An 18,359-nucleotide genomic window follows, 5' to 3' on the forward strand; every position below is an offset into this window, starting at 1 on the left:
CGGTGTGCGGCATGCCGCACACCGCAGCGCTGCTCGTCGTCGACATGCAGAACGCCCTCGTGGCCATCGCCCACCGCCCTGCCGAGACGGTGGCCACGATCGCCGCCCTCCGCACCCGGGCGCGCGCCGCCGGCGTCCCGGTGATCACGGTCCAGCACGCCGACGACGAGCTGGTCGCCGGGACGGACGGCTGGCGGATCACACCCGAGTTCGCTCCGGGCGACGACGAGACCGTCGTCGCCAAGAACAGCGCGGACAGCTTCCTCGACACCGACCTCGACCGGATTCTCACGTCCCTCGGCGCGACCGAGGTCGTCGTCACGGGCTTCGCGACGGAGATCTGCGTCGACACGACGTCCCGCTCGGCCCTCGCCCACCGCTACGACCTGGTCCTCGTGTCCGACGGCCACACGACGTCGGTCCGCCCCGACCCGGCCGAGGAGCCGTCCCCGTACGCCCCGCCGGACGCGGCCATCGCCCACCACAACGAGATCTTCCGCGGCATCGGCTTCCCCGGCCGCCGCATCCGCGTACTCCCGGCGGCCGAGGTCGACTTCGCCGCGCCCTGGTCCGGCATTCCCCGCCGTGCCGTCGTCTCCGGTCTCGGAGACCGAGACCCTGGGAGTGACGCCAGAGCGGGACCTAGTCCCGGCCGAGCAGGCGCCGCAGGCGGCCCTTGGGCTGTTCGGCGGGGACGAGTTCCTTCGCGTACTCCAACTCCGCGACGGAGATGCGGAGGAGGGACGCACTGGTGTGGGGCTCTCGGTCGCCCTCGAACCACCAGGACCTGAGGACCTCCACGAGCCAGCTCGTCTCGGAGATCCGGAAGACCCGGCGGCCGAGGGGCGAGGGGCCGTCCTCGCCGTTGGACTGACAGTTCCGCGCCAGCTCGGCGGCGCGGACGAGGGCCGCGTCCCGGCCGCCCTCGACGTGGATCGCCCGCTGCAGCTCCTGCCGACCGTCGGTCCCCGTCCCGGTCTCGACCAGGACGTACCAGTCCCCGCCCCCGCTCACGCCCCGACGCGCCCGCGGGCGGCAGCCTCGACGAACGCCGCGAACGCGGCGGGCGTGAGGGTGAGGACGGGGCCGCCGGGGTTCTTGGAGTCGCGGACGGCGATGTGGGGGGTGAGGTCGGCCACCTCGATGCACTCGCCGCCGCTGCTGCCGCTGTAGCTGGACTTGCGCCAGGCGGCGGAGCCGAGGGGTGCGCATTCGATGCACTGACCGCCGGTGTCGCCGCTGTACGACGACTTACGCCACCGCAGTTCCTGGCTCGTGCCCATAGCGTTCCTCCATCACCCGTGTGATCAGCGCCGCCGAGTCCTCCCGGGAGAGGGCTGTGGCTTGCAGGCGAGCGTATCCGACCGAACGCTCCCTGATCACTTGCGGATTGGCCGTCATGTGCCCGGAGTCGTAGCTCTCCGAGTAGAAGAGGTCCGGATCGTCGTCGAAGCGCAGGAGGGTGAACGAGCCCATCAATCCGGCATGTTCGCCGACACTGAACGGAAGCACCTGGACCTGGATCCACCTGCTCTCCAGGAGTCCCAACAGGCGCGCCAGTTGATCACGCATGACCTCCCGGCCGCCGATCTCCAGGCGCAGTACCGCTTCGTCCAGCACCACACACAACACCGGTGGGTGGTCACGCTCCAGGACGCGCTGGCGCTCCATTCGCGCCGCCACCATCTTGTCGATCCGGTCCTCCGGCTGGTCCACGCCCAGCACGGCGCGCGCGTACGCCTCGGTCTGCAGCAGGCCGTAGACGACCTGCGACTGGTACGTGGAGATGTAACCCGCCTTCGCCTCCATCTCCGCATACGCCTGGAACCACGTCGGCAACTGGCTCCGCAGCACCAACCCCACCAACCGGCTGAACAACCCGCCCGTCAGCAGCGCCGCGTCGACCCGTTCCGAGAACTCCCTGGTCGGCACCTTCTTCGCCGTCTCGATCTGGCCGACGAGGGACGCCGTGCAGAACAGGATCTTGCCGAGCTGGGGCTGGTTGAGGCCGGCTTCCTCTCTCAGCCGTCTCAGCTCCGCGCCGTAGTAGTCCAGCGGCGAGGCACTCGGATCCAGGTCACGGATGTTGGCCAACGCGAGGTCACCCCCAAGCTCACGCCCGCAGGCGTTGGGTTCGGTCCGTAGCCGAGCGTAACCAGTCGACCGCAGCCTGGTGACATGAATCACGCAACCGAGCCCCCACCGGCGGAAATTGACGCGAACTATCGGATGGGGTTCACCGTCGGTGAGCATTCGGCCCGCCACATGCGCCGCATCCTGCGCAGCTTTCTCGCTCATTGGCGGCTGCCCCACCTGACCGACGCCGCCGAGCTCGCGCTGACCGAGCTCGTCGCGAACGTCGTGCGGCACGTACCGGACCGGCGGTGCGCGGTGATCGTGCTGCTCGAACCCTACGGACTGAGAGTCGAGGTCGCGGACGGAGTCGCCGGCACGGTCGCGGCGAAGGGCGGGGATCCGCTGGACGACGGCGGGCGGGGGTTGCTGCTGGTGGAGGCGGTGACGGACCGGTGGGGGGTCGAGGAGACGCCGGAGGGGAAGCGGGTGTGGTTCGAGTGCGACGCGTAGGGCACGATGGCTGCCCGTACGCCCGTACCGACCAGTAGGAGCCCGCATGCCCGCCCCCGAGACCGAGATCCTCGCCGCGTTCGAGTCGGCCAAGGGCTTCATGCCCGTGAAGGAGGGGCTGGCGCTGTACGAGGCGGCGGCCGAGGCCGCGAAGCTGGGGCTGCCGCTGCTGGAGGTCGGGACGTACTGCGGGCGGTCGACGATCCTGCTGGCGGACGTGGCGCGGCAGGCGGGCGTCGCGGCGGTGACGGTGGACCACCACCGGGGCAGCGAGGAGCAGCAGCCGGGGTGGGAGTACCACGACCCGACGGTCGTGGACCCGGAGGTCGGGCTGATGGACACGCTGCCGACGTTCCGCCGCACGCTGCGCAAGGCGGGCCTGGAGGAGCACGTGATCGCCGTGGTCGGCCGTTCGCCGCAGGTGGCGAAGGCGTGGGGCGGCGAGCTCGGCTTCGTGTTCATCGACGGCGGGCACACGGACGAGCACGCCACGAACGACTACGAGGGCTGGGCCCCGAAGGTCGCCCGTGGCGGGCTGCTGGTGATCCACGACGTGTTCCCGAACCCGGAGGACGGCGGCCAGGCCCCGTACCGGATCTATCTGCGGGCGATCGGGTCCGGGGCCTTCGAGGAGGTCTCGGTGACGGACTCCCTCCGGGTGCTGCGCCGCGTCGGCGACGGGATCTAGGTCCGGGGCAACGGGACGATGCCGGGCAGCGACGTGGTCACGTACAGGCAGTTCGTGTACGTGTAGCCCGACTGGACCTTGGTCGTGCTGGCCTTGCGCTGGCCGCCGTACAGCGACGACTGCGACCGCTTCTGGAGGAAGTGGTACGTGCCGGCGGGCAGCAGGAGCGTCGCCCTGGGGTACTTCGAGGACGGGCCGGAGCAGGGCTTGGCGGCCGACCGGTCGAGCAGGGCCAGTCCGCCGTACGTCCGGCAGCTCGCGCAGGGCCGCAGGGTGATCCGGCCGGTGACGGGCCCCGTGTAGAGCAGCTCGACCTCGCCGGGGCCGTCGTTGCTGACGACCATGACCATGCGCGGGCCGCCGGGCGCGCCGGCCGGGGGCAGGCTGCGGCCGGCCGCCGGGTCCTCGTCCGCGATCTCGGCGGCCGTCGCGATGTTCCGCGCCTGACCGGCCTCCCGGCTGCTGCCGTACTTCCGGGTGTACTCCGTCATCGTCCGGGCCGCCTCGGTGTACTCCTTGTCCTTGAACTGATCGACGCCGCAGGCGAAGTCGCCCTTGCGGACGGCCTCCTGGGTCTCCTGGCCGAGCGTGCCGAAGCGGGCCTTCGGCAACAGGCCGACGGTGGTGGCGACGCGGCGGAGCTCCTCGCCGCCGACGCACGGCTCGGCGCCGCCGACGGCCGCGGCGGACTTGGTGCGCACGGCCTGCCGCACCGCCGGTTCGACGCGGCCGGCGTGCGGTGACTCGGGGAAGGTCGCGAGCAGGGCGTTGAGGTGCCCGGCGGCGGTGCTCTCGGAGCCCGCGCCGCCGAGCCCGGATATCCCGCACTCGTACCAGGACTGGGCCAGCGGCTCGTCGGCCCGGCCCCTCAGGCCCTTCAGCAGGGAGCGGTCGAGCGTCCCGTCCAGGGCCCGCAGGTGCACGAGCCCGGGCACGGCCTCGCAGTACCGGCGCTCGGCGTGGAAGGCCGAGACGCTCCTGTAGTACGCCCGGAGGCGGTCCGGCACGAGCCGGCCGGCCCGCGAGCCGGAGCGCTCGGTGCCGAGATACGTGTAGACCTTCAGGGCCTCGTCGTAGTCGGCCTGCACGGTGGTGAAGCTCTGGCCCTCCGCGTCCGCCACCAGCTCGTCGGCGGCGGCGAGCCGGTCGAGCAGCGACCGCTCCACGGCCTCGTCCTGCGCCGCGCCGTAGGCCACCGAGCCGCCCACCGGGACGACGAGCAGCGCCATCGCGAGTGCCAGGGCCGTCGGCAGGGCGACGGGCACCCGCCCCGGGCCGACGGCGAGCGGGGCGCGCAGTCCGCGCCGGGCGCCGTCGGCGGCCGCGGCCGCCAGGACCACGGCGTACCCGGCGACGATGCCGGCGGGCACGCCGTCCACGTCAGCCGGCAGGGCGGCGACGAGCAGGGCCACGGTGGCGGCCCAGCAGAGGGCGGCCGAGCGCCAGTGGCGCAGCAGTGCGTAGCCGAGGCCGAGTCCGGACAGGTTCAGCAGCGCGACGAGTGCCGCCTGCGCCGCGTTCGGCTCGGGCCGCGGGCCCGGCGGGTCGGGCGGCCCCATGGGCGGTACCGGCCATCCCATCGGCGGCGGCCCCGGCGGCGCCGCGGACGACGGCCCCGGCGGCCCCGGCGGTCCAGGTGGCGGCACGAACGGTGGTTGTGCGGGCGGTGGCGGCGCGTACGGGCGCGGTGCGTCGTTCGGTTCTTCCCCCACCACAGTCCCCCCTCTGTGGTCACGCGCACAGCCACCCGGCCGGCGCTTCCCTTCACCTACCCGCCGCGCGCCCTTCACAGTCCCTCCGTGCTCCAGAATGTCCGGTCTGTCACGGCGGGCCTCGGACGCACCGCCGCCCGGCGCAATAGAGTCGCGGGGTGCCCCACCACATCCGGATGCCCCTCGTCCTCACCACCTCCGCCGCCGCCTGCGCCCTCCTGGCCGGGTGCGGTACGACCCCCGCGCCCGACGCGAAGGCCGCCCCGCACTCCTCCGCCCCGTCCTCCGCGCGGCCGCAGCCGTCCGGCAGCGGCTCTCCCGCCGTGCGGCCCGTGCCGTCCTCCCTCGCCGGCCGGACGATCGTGATCGACCCGGGGCACAATCCGGGCAACTTCCGGCACACCAAGGAGATCAACCAGAAGGTCGACATCGGGACGAACCGAAAGGAATGCGACACCACCGGCACCGCGACGGCGGACGATTACACGGAGGCCGCATTCACCCTCGATGTTTCACACCGCCTGCGGGATCTCCTCGAGGCCCAGGGGGCGACCGTCGTGCTCACGCACGACGCCGACCGCCCCTACGGCCCCTGCATCGACGAGCGGGCCCGCATCGGCAACGGCAGGAAGGCCGACGCGGTGGTCTCCGTGCACGCCGACGGCTCGGCGGCCGGGAATCGCGGTTTCCATGTGATCCTGCCCGCACCGGTGCGCTCGGGGGCCGCGGACACCGCCCCGATCGTCGCTCCGTCGCGTACGCTCGGCGAGCGCATCGCGACGCACTTCGCGCGTGCCACGGGCACCTCGCCCGCCAACTACATCGGCTCCGGCACCGGATTGGACGTCCGCGACGACCTCGGCGGGCTCAACCTGTCGACCGTCCCGAAAGTCTTCCTGGAATGCGGCAACATGCGCGACCCGAAGGATGCCGCATTGCTCACCAATGCGGCATGGCGCCAGAAAGCGGCGCACGGAATCGCGGAAGGCATCGGGACCTACCTGAAGGGGTAGCCCCCACGGACGATAGATTTCGTCCGGACGACGACGGTGCCACCCCCGTGCCTTGCGCGCCCTCCCGACGAGACGACCCGACGAAGGACTTTTCAACGTGAATATCCGCTCGCTCACCCGAGCCGACGGCGTGGTGATCGGAGCAGCGGTGGTGCTGTTCATCGCCTCGTTCCTGAGCATCAGCAGCTGCAGCGGCAGCTTCTGTGCCAACGTGCCCTCGACGTTCTCCTGGGAGTACTCCCCGCTCGGCTGGGGCACGTTCCTGCTCGGCATCGCCGGCGCGGCCCTCGTGGTCCTGTCGCGCGGCCTGCCGCAGCTGCAGGGGCGCAAGGTCGCGGGTCTGGAGCTCGGCCAGGTCGGCGCCGCGTTCACGGTCGCCTCGGCCTGGACGATGCTGATGTACGTCTTCGAGTCCCCGAGCGTCGGCCCCGGCCTGATCCTCGGCCTCATCGGCGCCCTGGCGCTGGCCGGTGCCGCCGTCGCCGGCCCGCTGCTGCCCGCGCTGAACGCCCCGCTGGTCAGCGCGCCGCGGCCGCAGGCCCCGCAGCCGTACGGGATGCAGCCGGGCCAGCCCGGCCCCGGTCAGCAGGCGGTCCCGGGCGGCTACGGCTACCCGGGCGCGCAGCAGCACCAGCAGCCCTACGGCGACCCGCACGCGCAGCAGGGCCAGCCGTTCGGCGCGCAGCAGGGCCAGCCGCAGCCGGGTCCGGGTGCGCAGGACCCGTCGTTCGGCGGTCAGCCGCAGCCGGCCGGCGACTTCGCGCCGTTCTGGTTCGCAGTGCCGGCGGCCCGTCCGCTGTACGCCGAGGACGGCTCGCAGGCTCCGGTCGCCGAACTGGCCCCGGGCACGTGGTACCTCGCGGTCGACCAGCGCGGTGACGCGCTGGTGGCGCAGACGCAGGACGGGCGCCGCGGCGTCCTCCAGGACACCACGGGCATCCAGCGCGGCTGACGGCGCCCCGCTCCACTCCCCAGCGGCCCCTCGCCCTTCCGGGCGGGGGGCCGTTGGCGTACCCTCCCGGCAGAGCTGACGGATCGTCAGAAAGGCTGCCCGCCATGCGACTCGGACTCGCCCTCGGCTACTGGGGGCGCGGCCCCTCCCCCGCGCACCTCGAACTCGCCCGCGAGGCCGAGCGGCTGGGCTACGACTCGGTGTGGACCGCCGAGGCATGGGGCTCCGACGCGTTCACCGCGCTGACCTGGATCGCCGCCCACACCTCCCGCATCAGGCTGGGCACGGCGGTCGCGCAGATGGCCGCCCGCACGCCCACGGCCACCGCGATGCACGCCCTCACGTTGGACCACCTCTCCGGCGGGCGGATGCTGCTCGGACTCGGCCTGTCGGGGCCGCAGGTCGTGGAGGGCTGGTACGGCCGGCCCTTCCCGCGCTCCCCGCTGACCGCGACCCGCGAGTACGTGGACGTGATCCGGCAGGTGCTGCGCCGCGAGGGGCCGGTGGCGCTCGACGGCCGCTTCCACTCCCACCCGTACGCGGGCCCGGACGGCACCGGCCTCGGCAAGCCGCTGAAGCCGATCACCCACCCGCTGCGGCCGGATCTGCCCGTCCTGCTCGGCGCGGAAGGGCCGAAGAACGTCGCCCAGACACTGAGGATCGCCGACGGCTGGCTGCCGCTGTACTGGTCGCCGACCCGGTACGCCGACGTGTACGGCGTCACCGCCTTCCCCGAGGACTTCCTGGTCGCCCCCATGGTCCGGGCCCAGGTCTGCGACGACGTCGCCGAGGGCCTGCTGCCGGTCAAGGCGATGCTCGGCTTCTACATCGGCGGCATGGGCCACGCGGCCCGGAACTTCCACGCGGACCTGATGGGGCGCATGGGCTACGAGGCGGAGGCCCGGCACATCCAGGAACTGTTCGCGGAAGGCCGCCGCGAGGAGGCGGTGCTGGCCGTACCGGACGCCTTCGCCGACGAGATCGCCCTGGTAGGACCCCGGGAACGGATCGCCGAACGGCTCGCGGCCTGGCGCGCGGGCCCGGTCACCGACCTGCTGGTCACGGCCCCGGACCAGACGACGCTGCGCGTGCTGGCGGAGCTGAACGGGGCGGTGTGACAAGGAAGTTGGACGAACTCCATACCATTCCGTATGGTACGTTCCGCGCATGGCAAGCAAACGGGCAAACAAGCGGGATTGGCTGGAGACCGGGCTCGGTGTGCTGCGGCAGGACGGCGCGCGGGCGCTGACCGTCGAGCGGCTGTGCGACGAACTCGACCTGACCAAAGGCTCCTTCTACCACCACTTCAAGGGCATCACCGGCTTCCGGACCGACCTGCTCGCGCACTACGAGGCCGAGCACACGAGCCGCTTCATCGCCGAGGCGGAGACCGCCGGCGACTCCGCGCGGGAGCGGCTGCAGCGCCTCCAGGACCTCGTCCTGGACGCCGAAGGCGGCGACGGCGGCGGTGGCGAGGACATCGACAGCGCCATCCGCTCCTGGGCCCTGCAGGACCCCGAGGCGCACGCCGTCCAGGAGCGCGTCGACCGCGCCCGCGTCGCCTACCTGCGGGCCCTCTGGCAGGGCCTCGGCGGCCCCGAGGCCGACGTCGAGCCCATGGCCCGGCTGCTGTACCTGGTCCTCGTCGGCGCCCAGCAGGTCGTCCCGCCGGTCACCGCCGCCCAGCTGCGCGAGGTCTACGCCCTGGCCCTGCGCCTCGCCCCTCAGGAGGACCCGTCATGACCGTGCACCCGCTGGCCCGCTGGGTCCCCCGGCTGATCATCGGCATCGCGCTGCTCCACTTCGTCTACGGTCTCGTCGCCCAGCCGCACGCCTGGGGCGCGATAGCGCGCGACGGCGTCTTACGCAGCGTCGTCGACACCGGCGCCCGGGACCACTTCCTGCGCGAGTTCAGCGTCTGGTGGATGATCTCCGGCGTCGCGCTCCTCGCCATGGGCACCCTGGCCCGGCACGCCGTCCGCACCACCGGCCGGCTGCCCGCCCAGGTCGGCTGGTACCTGGTGGCCGTCGGCATCCCCCTGTGCGTGCTCTACTTCCCCGTCACCGGCGGCTGGCCCGTCCTCGCCGTCGGCGTCCTCGGCCTCGTCGCCGCCCGCCGGCCCGCCGCACCGGACCCGTCATGAGGGATGTGCGGCCGCCCCTCGGGCACGGTTCCAGTGCATCCGGGACCACGGCAGGGTGAGGGCGTGCCGGTCGGGGGCCTCGTTCGGGGTGAGTTCCGCCAGGGGGCGGGCCTCGTGGTGGCGGGCGTAGACCGTGTCCACGTAGCGGTGGCCGGTGTCCGCGGCGACGAAGAGGACCGTCCGGTGCGGGGCGCGGTCGCGTTCGTGGCGGGCGGCGAGGTAGGCGGCGCCGGTCGACAGGCCCGCGAAGACCGCGTGCCGCCGCAGCAGGTCGACGCTGCCCGAGAGGGCGGCGTCGAAGGAGACCCAGTGCAGGACGTCGTACAGCTCGTGGGAGACGTTCCCGAAGGGGATGGAGCTGCCGATGCCGGCGATGATGATCTCGGGGTCGGAGACGTGCTCGGCGCCGAAGGTGACACTGCCGTACGGCTGGACGCCGACGAGTTCGACCTCGGGGTCGGAGGCGCGGAGATAGCGGGCGAGGGCGCCGGTGGAGGCGCCCGAGCCCACCCCGCCCACGACGGTGAGTCCGTCCGTGCCGACGGCCTCCCGCACGCGGTCGGCGACGCCCCGGTAGCCGAGGTAGTGGATGTCGTCGTGGTACTGCCGCATCCAGTGGTACTCGGGGTGCTCGGCGAGGATCTCGTGGATCCGCTCCACGCGCCGCTTCTGGTCGAGCTTGAGGTCGGCGCAGGGCTCCATCTGCTCCAGGGTCGCGCCCAGCACGGCGAGTTGGGTCCGGAGCGTGTGGTCGACGGTGGTGGAGCCGACGATGTGGCAGCGCATCCCGTGGCGGTGGCAGGCCAGGGCGAGGGCGTACGCGTAGATGCCGCTGGAGCTGTCGACGAGGGTGTCCCCGGGGCGTACGGCCCCGGTGTCGAGGAGGTGACGGACCGCCGCGAGGGCGGAGACCACCTTCATGGTCTCAAAGCGCAGGCAGACGAGCCGGTCGTCGAGACGTATCAGGTCGGGACGGCCGATCGCCTCCGCCATGTGCCGGTCCATGCAGGAACTCCTCGCTGGTGGTGGTGAACGTTCGGGTGGCGGGGATGCCGTGGGCGTCCAGGGCGCGGACGCAGTCGTGCACGCGGGTGCGCAGCCCCGGCACGGCCGGGTCGAAGAGGACGCCCGCCACGGCGCCGCTGTGCGCGATCTGCACGCCCACCGCGCCGGCCCTCCGGGCGACGCGGGCCAGATCGTCGAACTCGGGGTGGCCGAGCACCTCCTGGCCGCGCCGGGCGCTGGCGGTGGCGACCTCGCCCAGCAGGCGCGCGTCACCGGTGGCGACGGCCCGCCGCAGCAGCGTGCGCAGCCGCGCGTAGGCGCGTACGTCCGCCGCGCCCGCCTCGTCGGGGCGGCGGGCGGGCAGGGCGAGGGTGTCGACGGGCGCCCCGCCGCCGAGGGCGCAGCCGACGACCACGAGGGGCGGCAGGGCGGGGCCGAGGACCTCCAGGACGCGGCCCTCCCGCTGGGCGAAGAGGACCGGGCGGCCGTCCAGCATCAGCGGGTCGGAGGCCCGTTCGGCGTGGACGGCGAGGCTGGCCACCCGCTCGGGGGCGAGCCGGAGCCCGTACGCGTCGGCGACCGCCCGGACGGCGGCGATGACGTCACTCGTGGAGCTCCCCATGCCCAGGCCCACCGGCAGGACGCCGGTGAGCCGCAACTCCCCGCCGCAGGGCGGCAGTCCGGTCCGGCGCGCGCACTCCGCCACGGCGAGGGCGGCGGCCTGCGCGGCCTTGGTGCGGTCGGCGGGGACGACGGTCAGGGCCTCGGGCGCGGTGCCGGGCCGGCGGACGAACACAGCGCGGCTGCCGGGGCCGGCGAGGGGCAGGGTGACGAGACCGGCGACGCGGCGTCCCGCCTCGTCGAGGAAGACGCCCTGGAGGAGTTCGCCGTGGTGGCCGGGGGCGTGTCCGATGCCGGTGACCTGTGCGGATGCGGGTACGGATGCGGGCGGGGCCGTGGGATTCACGCGCGGCTCGCGGTCCGGTAGCGGTACAGGACGGTCTCCTCGGCGCTGAACTGGGAGAAGGGGAACGGCTCCGCGGACAGGGCGGAGACGCCGGAGCCGAGGAAGGCGCGGGCGACGGCGCTGCCGGTCTGCGCGTACACGACCAGCGGGATCCCGCGGGCGCGGCAGCGTTCGAGGACGACGTCGAAGGAGCCGTTGCTCAGGGTCATGCCGGTGGCGACGACGGCGTCGGCACGGTCGAGGACCTCGTGCATGTCGGAGGTCACGGGGTCGCCCCACTGGGTGGCCTTCAGGTTGAGGTCGCAGGGCAGGGGGACGCCGCCGCGCTCGCGGATCGCGGCGACGAGCGGGTTGACCACGCCGATGAGCCCGACCCGGGCGCCCTCCTCGATGTCGAGGAGCCCGGCGATGGCGGCGTCGCGGGCGACCGCCCGGACCTCCGGGGTGCCGGCGGGCAGCGTGACGGGCTCGGCCTCGGCGGCCTCGGCCGCCCGCCGGTGCGGGCGGACTTCGGAGAGGTACGCGTCGAGCGCGGCGATCCGCAGCGCCCGGGGTCCCTCCCGCAGGAGGACGTCGAGGGGGGCGCCGGAGTACACGCGGCAGAGCGCGGGATCGAGCTCGCCGTCCTCGAAGGCGCAGCCGCCGAAGGACCCGCCGAGGCGGACCAGGACGTACTGGTTCAGGTACGTGGTGGCGCCGCCCGCGAGCCGGGTGCCGTGGTGGATCCAGAAGACGCTGGTCGCGACGGACGCGGCGGGGAGCGGGCCGTGTTCGCCGGCGAGGACGGCCGCGACGAGCGCGTCGACGCCGGGGACGGGGGACATGGCGGGCGCGGGGGGCGTGGCAGGGGCCGGGTCGGTCGCGGGAGCGGGACCCGGCGAGGGAGCAGGGATCGTGGCGGGCGCGGAACCCGTGGCGGGGGCGGGGTCTATGACGGAGCCGGAATTCGTCGCGGAGGCAGGGGCCGGAACGGACGCAGAGGCCGTCGCGGAGGCGCGGGCCTCTGCGGGAACGGGGCCTGCGACGGCGGTGGGGGTCGTGGCGGGGTGGTGCGGGATCATGGGGTCTCTTCTTTCACAGGGCGGGTTCGGGGGTGGGGGTCGGGGACCCGAGGGGGCCGCGGTAGGCGACGGTCGGGTGACCCAAGGGGTCGGTCGTCAGTTCGGCGTCCACGCCGAAGACCTGCGCCAGACGTTCCGCCGTCAGGACGGCGGCGGGCGGGCCGGAGGCGACGAGGCGGCCGTGGTGCAGGAGCAGCAGCCGGTCGCAGTAGCGGGCGGCAAGCGACAGGTCGTGGAGCGCGACCAGGACGGTCTGTCCGGTCCGGGCCAGGAACTGCATCAGCTCCAACTGGTGCTTCACGTCGAGGTGGTTGGTCGGCTCGTCCAGCAGGAGCGCGTACGGCTGCTGGGCGAGGGCGCGGGCGAGGTGGGCGCGCTGCCGCTCGCCGCCGGACAGCGCCCTCCAGGGGCGGTCGGCCAGCGCGGTGAGTCCGACGCGTTCCAGGGCGGCGGCGATCACGGCCCGGTCGGTGGCGTCCGGGCCGCGCCAGCGGTCCCGGAACGGGGTCCGGCCGAGGCCGACGACGTCCGCGACCCGCAGGTCGCTGTCGGCGCCCGAGTCCTGGGCGACGAAGGCGACATGGCGGGCGATGCGGCGCGCGCTCCACTCCCGTACCGGCTCTCCGTCGTACCGGACGGTGCCCGCGTCCGGGGTCCGCAGGCCGGCCAGGCAGCGCAGCAGCGAGGACTTGCCGGAGCCGTTGGGTCCGAGCAGTCCGACGGTCTCGCCGGGGGCGATGTCCGCGCCGACCTCACGGACGACCGGCGTACCGGCCGCCGACCAGCTCAGCGCTTCGGCGGTGATCCTCACAACTCCCCCCTCCGGCGCAGGACGAGAAGGAACAGCGGGACGCCGAGCAGGGCGGTGAGGACGCCGACGGGGACCTCGCGGGGCGCGAAGGCGATCCGCGCGAGGGCGTCCGTCCACACCAGGAACACCGCGCCGGCGAGCGCCGCGCAGGGCAGCAGCGCCCGGTGCAGCGGCCCGACGAGGAACCGCACCCCGTGCGGGACGATCAGCCCGACGAAGCCGATGGCGCCGACGGTCGCCACGGCCACGGCCGTCAGCACGGCGGTGACGACGAGGAGCAGCATCCGGGTCCGCCGTACGCCGATGCCGAGGGAGGCCGCGGTGTCGGCGCCGAAGGCGAGCCCGTCGAGCGCGTGCGCACAGAGCCAGGCGGCCAGGACGCCGAGCGGGGTGACGACCGCGCAGACCGCGACGGTGTTCCAGCGGGCCGGGGCCAGCGAGCCGAGCAGCCAGTGGGTGACGGCCCGGGTGGTGTCCGCGTCGGCGGAGGCCATCAGGGCCAGCGAGGTCAGCGCGGTGAACAACTGGCCGACGACGACGCCGGTGAGGACGATGCGGACCGAGTCGAGTCCGCTGCGCCGCAGGAGCAGCAGGAGCAGTCCGAAGGAGAGCAGGGCGCCGGCGAGCGCGCCGCCGGTGACGCCGAGGGTGCTCGCGCCGACGCCGAGGACGACGACGGCGACGGCGCCGGTGGACGCGCCGGAGGAGACGCCGAGCAGGTAGGGGTCGGCGAGCGCGTTGCGGGTGACCGCCTGGAGGACGGTGCCGCAGACGGCGAGCGCGGCGCCGACGAGGGCGGCCATCAGCACGCGCGGCAGCCGCAGGTCCCAGACGAGGGAGTCCAGCAGCGGCGGCAGCGGCTCGACGGCCAGGCCGAGACGGGCACCGAGGACACGGGCGAGCCCGGCCCAGCCGACGTCGGCGGTGCCGACGCGGACGGCCGCGGCGACGGAGACGACGAGCACGGCGGCGGCGAGGAGGGCGGGGCCGACGGGGGCCGAGCGGACGGAGGCGAGGCCGCCGGGGGCGGAACCGACGGCAGCAGAGCCTGCGGCGCTCGTCGCCGGGGCCTCTCGTACCGCCCGCCCCCGGGCCGACGGCAGCAGCAGGTCCACCGGCCCCTGGACGGCGGCGGGTTCAGCGGGCGGCACGATCGAGGTCCTTCATGCCGTCGGCGAGCAGCCCGAGGGCGTGCACGGAGCGTACGGACGGGTCGAGTTCGATGCCGGGGACCTCGATGATCCGGTCGTCGCGGACGGCGGACAGCCGGGAGATCACCGGGTGTGCGGTCATGACGGCGCGCTTCTCGCGCGCGCTGTCGCCGGGGCGGCCCCGCTCGGACAGGTCGCCGATGACGATGATGTCGGGGTCGCGCTGGGCGACCTCCTCCCAGGAGACCTCCGGCCAGTCCTCGTCGATGTCGTCGAAGGCGTTCCTCGCGCCGATGATCCGGCTCATCTCGCTGGGCAGACCGCTCTTCCCGGCGACGTAGGGCATGCCGTTGAAGACGGAATAGAGATAGACCACGGTGGGCCGCTCCGCCGGTGCGGCGTTCTTCCCGGTCTTCCCCGCCTTCGCGACGGCCGCCCGCTGGTCGGCGGCGAGCTTGCGGGCCTTCTCCTCGACGCCGAAGAGCCGGCCGAGGTTCTCGTAGTCGGAGAAGAGCAGGTCGAACGGCGAGGTGCCGGCCGGGTTCTGCTGCGGGCAGTCGACGGCGCTGACGAAGGCGGGGACCCGGAGGGCGCCCAGCTCCTCGCGGGTACCGGCCCGGTCCTCGGTGTACAGGTCGGCGGAACCGGCGACGACGAAGTCGGGGTTGGCGGCGCGCAGTTGCTCGCCGGTGGCGATCTTCGGGGCGATGACGGGGATCTTCTCGTACGCGTCCCGGTAGCCGGCGGGGATCTTCGTCTTGAGGTTGGCGGTACCGGCCATCCGGTCCTGGAGGCCCAGTTCGAGCAAGGTCTCGGTCGACGCCTGGTCGAGGGCGACGGCACGTTTCGGCGGGGCGGTGACGGCGAGCCGGCTGCCGCAGCTGGTGACGGAGACCGTGCCGCCACCGGCTGCGGCGTCCGTGCCGGTGCGGTCCCCGGCGGGGGCGGAGCAGCCCGCGGTGGCGAGGGCGAGGGTCAGGGCGATGCCGAGGCGGGCGGGGTGGCGCATGGGGTCTCCGATGCCTGAGAGGCGGACGTGGGTGTTGTCGTGCACGGGGCAGAAGCGCTGCACGCAGAGGGTACTGTAATGGCAATCATTTTCATTAGCGACCCCGGGTCGTCCCCTTCACGACCCCGCCGACCCCCCGAGGAGCACCCCCACCGTGGCGATACCGTCCGCCCCCGCAGCGGCCAAGTCCCCGTCCCCGCCCACCCGTTCGATCCTCCGCGACACCGCGTTCCTGCGCCTGTGGGCCGCGACGACCGCCTCGGGTCTCGCGACCTGGGCCCTCCCCTTCGTCCTCGGCCTCGCCGTCCTCCACCGGGACCTCGGTGCCGCCGGACTCGGCCTGGTCCTCGCCGCCCGCACCGCCGGCTTCCTCCTCGCGGTCGCGGTCGGCGGTGTCCTCGCCGACCGGCACTCACGCCGGGCGGTCGTCCTCTGGTCGGCCCTCGCCGCGGCGGTCGCCGCACCCCTGCTGGCGGCGGGACTCGGCCGCTCGCTCGTCCTGATGACGGCGGCGGCCGCCCTCGCGGGCGCCGGACAGGGCGCCTGCCGCCCGGCGTTCCAGGCACTGACGGCCGAGACCGTGACCGGGGAGCGCCGCCGGCAGGCCAACGCGGCCATGACCATGGCCGTACGGAGTTCCACCCTGGCCGGCCCCGCGCTGACCGCGCTGCTCGCCGCGTTCCTCGACGTCCGGGTCCTGCTCCTGGGCATCGGCGCGCTGTGGCTGGTCGCCGCGCTCGTGCCCGCGAAGGGCGCGGCCGGTCCCGTGGCGACTGCCCGACAGGCCGGATTCCGCGCGGAGTTCATGGAGGGGATACGCGAGGCGCGCCGCCACCCGTGGTTCCTCGCCGGGCTCGCCGCCCTCGTCGCGGTCATCGCCCTGGGCTACTCCGCCACCAGCGTCGCCCTGCCTCTGATCAGCCGGGACCGCTACGGCAGCGAGTGGGTGCTGGCCGCGGCCATGACCGCGTACACGCTGGGCGCGCTCGGCGGCGCGCTCGTCGTCGCCCGGATCCGGCCGCGCTCCCAGGGCTGGGCCGCCCTCGCCGGGCTCGCCGCGTACGGGTTCGCCCCGCTCAGCCTGATGCTGCCCGTCCCGGCGGGCGTGGTCGTCGCCGCGTACGCCGTCGCCGGGATCGGGATCGAGCTCTTCAACGTGCCCTGGTTCACGGCGACGCAGCGCGAGGTCGCCCCGGACAAGCTGGCCCGGGTCTCCTCGCTGGACTTCCTCGTCTCGTACGGTCTGGCCCCGGTCGGCCTCGCCCTCATCGCCCCGGCCGTCGGGTACTTCGGCGTCACCGCCGTCCTGGGCGTGTGCGCCGCACTCTGCTTCCTCGTCCCGGCCGCCGCGGCGCTGGTGCCGACCGCCCGTCACTTCGCGCGGTCGGCCCCGGCGAGGGACTGATCCAGCCGGATCAGTCCGCGCAGCAGTCAGGTTCCAGGCCGCGCGGCAGGCGCTCGCCGCCGAAGACCGCCACCGTCGCCTCGTCGCCGCCCAGCGCCGCGACGGCGAGCAGCAGCGAACCGGCGGTCCAGGTGGTGAGCTCCTCCGGCCAGACGGCCTGGTTGCCCTCGAAGACGAAGCCGGTCCAGTACATGCCGCCCTCGGCGCGCAGGTGCCGGATCGACTGGAGGATCTCCAGGGCCCGGTCCGACTCGCCCATCGCCCAGAGCGTGAGCGCCAGTTCGCAGCTCTCGCCGCCGGTCACCCACGGGTTGGGCAGCACGCAGCGGACGCCGAGGCCGGGGACCACGAAGTCGTCCCACTGGGCGTCGATGCGGGCCTTGGCCTCGGGTCCGGTCACCGCGCCGCCGAGGACGGGGTAGTACCAGTCCATGGAGTAGCGGGACTTGTCGAGGAAACGCTCGGGGTGGCGGCGGATCGCGTGGCCGAGCGCCCCGGCCGCGAGCTCCCAGTCCGGCTGCGGTTCCTCGCGCGCCTCGGCGATGGCGAGGGCGCAGCGCAGCGCCTGGTGGATCGAGGAACTGCCGGTGAGCAGCGCGTCGGTCACGGGCGTGCCGTCGGCCTCGCGCTTCCAGCCGATCTGCCCGCCGGGCTGCTGGAGGGCGAGCACGAACTCGACGGACGCGTAGACGGCCGGCCACATGCGGTCGAGGAACGCGTCGTCGCCGGTGGCGAGATAGTGGTGCCAGACACCGACGGCGAGGTACGCGACGAAGTTGGACTCGCGGCCGCGGTCGGTGACGTCGTCCGGGTCGCCGTCGTGGTAGGCGGCGTACCAGGAGCCGTCGGCGTTCTGGTGCCGGACCAGCCACTCGTACGCGCGGGCCGCGGCCTCGTGCTCGCCGGCGGTGTCCAGCGCCATGGCGGCCTCGGTGTGGTCCCACGGGTCCAGGTGGTGGCCGCGGAACCACGGGATCGCGCCGTCCTCGCGCTGGACGGCGAGTATCCCGGCCACGGTCTCGGCGGCCTGCTCGGCGGTGAGCACGCCGGGCAGGACGAGGTGCTCGGCGATCCGCTCGGGAGACGTCACGCGTCGGCCTTCGGCAGGTGCGGCTTGGTCGAGTACACGACGAAGCTCTTGCCGACGACCGGGTTGAGCAGCTGCTCGGCGACCCGGGTCACGGCGGGCTTCTTCATGATGTCCCAGACCAGGAGCTTGTGGTACGCCTTGACCGGCAGCGCCTTGTCGTTGTTCACGCCGAACGCGCACTTCAGCCACCAGTACGGCGAGTGCAGCGCGTGCGCGTGGTGGGTCCCGTACGGGCGGAGCCCCGCCTGCCGGATCTTCCCCAACAGCTCGTCGGCCTTGTAGATGCGGATGTGGCCGCCCTCGACCTCGTGGTACTCGTCGGAGAGCGCCCAGCAGACCTTCTCCGGGCCGTAGCGCGGGACGGTGATCGCGATCCGGCCGCCGGGCTTCAGCACGCGGACCATCTCGGCGAGCACGCCCTTGTCGTCCGGGATGTGCTCCATGACCTCGGAGATGATCACGACGTCGAAGGACTCGTCGGGGAACGGCAGGTTGAGCGCGTCGCCCTCCATGGCCGTGGCGCTCGCCCCGGCCGGCGCCTCGCCGGCCTCCTTCATGGCGGCGAACCACTTGGCGACCTCGCGGATCTCCTCGCCGTTCTGGTCGAGGGCCACCACCTGGGCGCCACGCCGGTAACACTCAAAGGCATGCCGCCCCGCACCACAGCCCAGATCGAGCACACGGTCGCCAGGGGCGAGCGGAAAGCGAGTGAAGTCGACGGTCAGCACGGGGTGCTCCTGCTTTCGGGGTTGAAGGAGAGGGCGG

General features: G+C 73.7%; 19 protein-coding genes and 1 pseudogene. 9 read left to right on the forward strand and 11 right to left on the reverse strand.

The features are described 5' to 3' along the window. Nucleotides 1-11: 11 nt before the first annotated feature. Nucleotides 12-566 (forward strand): annotated as a pseudogene (locus tag ABZO31_RS09320) (isochorismatase family protein); the annotation flags it as partial. 444 nt (nucleotides 567-1,010) lie between these two features. Here the strand turns inward: ABZO31_RS09320 and ABZO31_RS09325 are convergent. Continuing rightward, on the reverse strand, nucleotides 1,011-1,283 hold the full coding sequence (locus tag ABZO31_RS09325; RefSeq protein ID WP_406860640.1) for a DUF397 domain-containing protein: 273 nt from the start codon (nucleotides 1,281-1,283) through the stop codon (nucleotides 1,011-1,013). Continuing rightward, a complete protein-coding gene (locus tag ABZO31_RS09330) occupies nucleotides 1,252-2,094 on the reverse strand; it encodes a helix-turn-helix domain-containing protein (protein ID WP_406860641.1) in 843 nt (280 codons plus the stop codon). Before ABZO31_RS09330 ends, ABZO31_RS09325 begins: the two co-directional genes overlap by 32 nt. Before the next feature lie 84 nt (nucleotides 2,095-2,178). On the opposite strand from ABZO31_RS09330, the gene ABZO31_RS09335 reads away from it, so the two are divergent. Both ABZO31_RS09335 and ABZO31_RS09340 read left to right on the forward strand, forming a co-directional pair. Further along, the gene (locus tag ABZO31_RS09335) at nucleotides 2,179-2,586 is read left to right on the forward strand and encodes an ATP-binding protein (protein WP_406860642.1); all 408 of its coding nucleotides are present in this window, start codon (nucleotides 2,179-2,181) and stop codon (nucleotides 2,584-2,586) included. Nucleotides 2,587-2,632: 46 nt separating this feature from the next. Continuing rightward, the gene (locus tag ABZO31_RS09340; protein WP_406860643.1) at nucleotides 2,633-3,274 is read left to right on the forward strand and encodes a class I SAM-dependent methyltransferase; all 642 of its coding nucleotides are present in this window, start codon (nucleotides 2,633-2,635) and stop codon (nucleotides 3,272-3,274) included. Here the strand turns inward: ABZO31_RS09340 and ABZO31_RS09345 are convergent. Further along, entirely contained in the window at nucleotides 3,271-4,833 is a 1,563-nt protein-coding gene (locus ABZO31_RS09345) for a hypothetical protein (RefSeq protein ID WP_406860644.1), read from the reverse strand. The two genes, ABZO31_RS09340 and ABZO31_RS09345, sit on opposite strands and share 4 nt — an antisense overlap. A 329-nt stretch (nucleotides 4,834-5,162) precedes the next feature. On the opposite strand from ABZO31_RS09345, the gene ABZO31_RS09350 reads away from it, so the two are divergent. The 5 genes from ABZO31_RS09350 to ABZO31_RS09370 all read left to right on the forward strand — a co-directional run bounded on the left by ABZO31_RS09350 (nucleotide 5,163) and on the right by ABZO31_RS09370 (nucleotide 9,095). Next, nucleotides 5,163-5,999, forward strand: coding sequence for an N-acetylmuramoyl-L-alanine amidase (locus ABZO31_RS09350; protein ID WP_406865303.1), 837 nt, complete (start codon nucleotides 5,163-5,165; stop codon nucleotides 5,997-5,999). A 97-nt stretch (nucleotides 6,000-6,096) separates the two neighbouring features. Then, a complete protein-coding gene (locus tag ABZO31_RS09355) occupies nucleotides 6,097-6,951 on the forward strand; it encodes a hypothetical protein (protein ID WP_406860645.1) in 855 nt (284 codons plus the stop codon). 104 nt (nucleotides 6,952-7,055) lie between these two features. After that, the gene (locus tag ABZO31_RS09360) at nucleotides 7,056-8,069 is read left to right on the forward strand and encodes an LLM class F420-dependent oxidoreductase (RefSeq protein WP_406860646.1); all 1,014 of its coding nucleotides are present in this window, start codon (nucleotides 7,056-7,058) and stop codon (nucleotides 8,067-8,069) included. Between the two features lie 49 nt (nucleotides 8,070-8,118). Next, complete coding sequence (locus ABZO31_RS09365; protein WP_406860647.1) at nucleotides 8,119-8,694, forward strand: TetR/AcrR family transcriptional regulator; 576 nt, start codon at nucleotides 8,119-8,121, stop codon at nucleotides 8,692-8,694. Beyond that, nucleotides 8,691-9,095, forward strand: coding sequence for a DUF6463 family protein (locus ABZO31_RS09370; RefSeq protein WP_406860648.1), 405 nt, complete (start codon nucleotides 8,691-8,693; stop codon nucleotides 9,093-9,095). The genes ABZO31_RS09365 and ABZO31_RS09370 overlap by 4 nt, the downstream gene beginning before the upstream one ends. Here ABZO31_RS09370 and ABZO31_RS09375 read toward each other — a convergent pair. From ABZO31_RS09375 to ABZO31_RS09400, 6 genes are all read right to left on the reverse strand, one after another. Then, nucleotides 9,090-10,100, reverse strand: a complete 1,011-nt coding sequence (locus tag ABZO31_RS09375) for a pyridoxal-phosphate dependent enzyme (RefSeq protein ID WP_406860649.1) — start codon at nucleotides 10,098-10,100, stop codon at nucleotides 9,090-9,092. The two genes, ABZO31_RS09370 and ABZO31_RS09375, sit on opposite strands and share 6 nt — an antisense overlap. Beyond that, nucleotides 10,021-11,067, reverse strand: coding sequence for a GHMP kinase (locus ABZO31_RS09380; protein ID WP_406860650.1), 1,047 nt, complete (start codon nucleotides 11,065-11,067; stop codon nucleotides 10,021-10,023). Before ABZO31_RS09380 ends, ABZO31_RS09375 begins: the two co-directional genes overlap by 80 nt. Then, on the reverse strand, nucleotides 11,064-11,891 hold the full coding sequence (locus ABZO31_RS09385) for a Rossmann-like domain-containing protein (RefSeq protein WP_406860651.1): 828 nt from the start codon (nucleotides 11,889-11,891) through the stop codon (nucleotides 11,064-11,066). The genes ABZO31_RS09380 and ABZO31_RS09385 overlap by 4 nt, the downstream gene beginning before the upstream one ends. A 250-nt stretch (nucleotides 11,892-12,141) precedes the next feature. Next, nucleotides 12,142-12,939 (reverse strand): ABC transporter ATP-binding protein, encoded by a 798-nt coding sequence (locus ABZO31_RS09390; RefSeq protein ID WP_406860652.1) that lies wholly within the window; start codon nucleotides 12,937-12,939, stop codon nucleotides 12,142-12,144. Further along, a complete protein-coding gene (locus ABZO31_RS09395; protein WP_406860653.1) occupies nucleotides 12,936-14,090 on the reverse strand; it encodes a FecCD family ABC transporter permease in 1,155 nt (384 codons plus the stop codon). Before ABZO31_RS09395 ends, ABZO31_RS09390 begins: the two co-directional genes overlap by 4 nt. Then, the gene (locus tag ABZO31_RS09400) at nucleotides 14,077-15,099 is read right to left on the reverse strand and encodes an ABC transporter substrate-binding protein (RefSeq protein WP_406860654.1); all 1,023 of its coding nucleotides are present in this window, start codon (nucleotides 15,097-15,099) and stop codon (nucleotides 14,077-14,079) included. Before ABZO31_RS09400 ends, ABZO31_RS09395 begins: the two co-directional genes overlap by 14 nt. 154 nt (nucleotides 15,100-15,253) lie before the next feature. Here ABZO31_RS09400 and ABZO31_RS09405 point away from each other — a divergent pair, with 154 nt between their 5' ends. Continuing rightward, on the forward strand, nucleotides 15,254-16,504 hold the full coding sequence (locus ABZO31_RS09405) for an MFS transporter (RefSeq protein ID WP_406860655.1): 1,251 nt from the start codon (nucleotides 15,254-15,256) through the stop codon (nucleotides 16,502-16,504). Between the two features lie 10 nt (nucleotides 16,505-16,514). Here ABZO31_RS09405 and ABZO31_RS09410 read toward each other — a convergent pair whose 3' ends face one another. Together ABZO31_RS09410 and ABZO31_RS09415 are read right to left on the reverse strand one after the other, a co-directional pair. Further along, on the reverse strand, nucleotides 16,515-17,594 hold the full coding sequence (locus ABZO31_RS09410) for a prenyltransferase (protein WP_406860656.1): 1,080 nt from the start codon (nucleotides 17,592-17,594) through the stop codon (nucleotides 16,515-16,517). Then, a complete protein-coding gene (locus ABZO31_RS09415) occupies nucleotides 17,591-18,322 on the reverse strand; it encodes a class I SAM-dependent methyltransferase (protein WP_406860657.1) in 732 nt (243 codons plus the stop codon). Before ABZO31_RS09415 ends, ABZO31_RS09410 begins: the two co-directional genes overlap by 4 nt. Between the last annotated feature and the right edge of the window lie 37 nt (nucleotides 18,323-18,359).

It is taken from the genome of Streptomyces solicamelliae, assembly GCF_045348655.1.
In the GTDB taxonomy this organism is placed as follows: Bacteria; Actinomycetota; Actinomycetes; order Streptomycetales; family Streptomycetaceae; genus Streptomyces; species Streptomyces solicamelliae.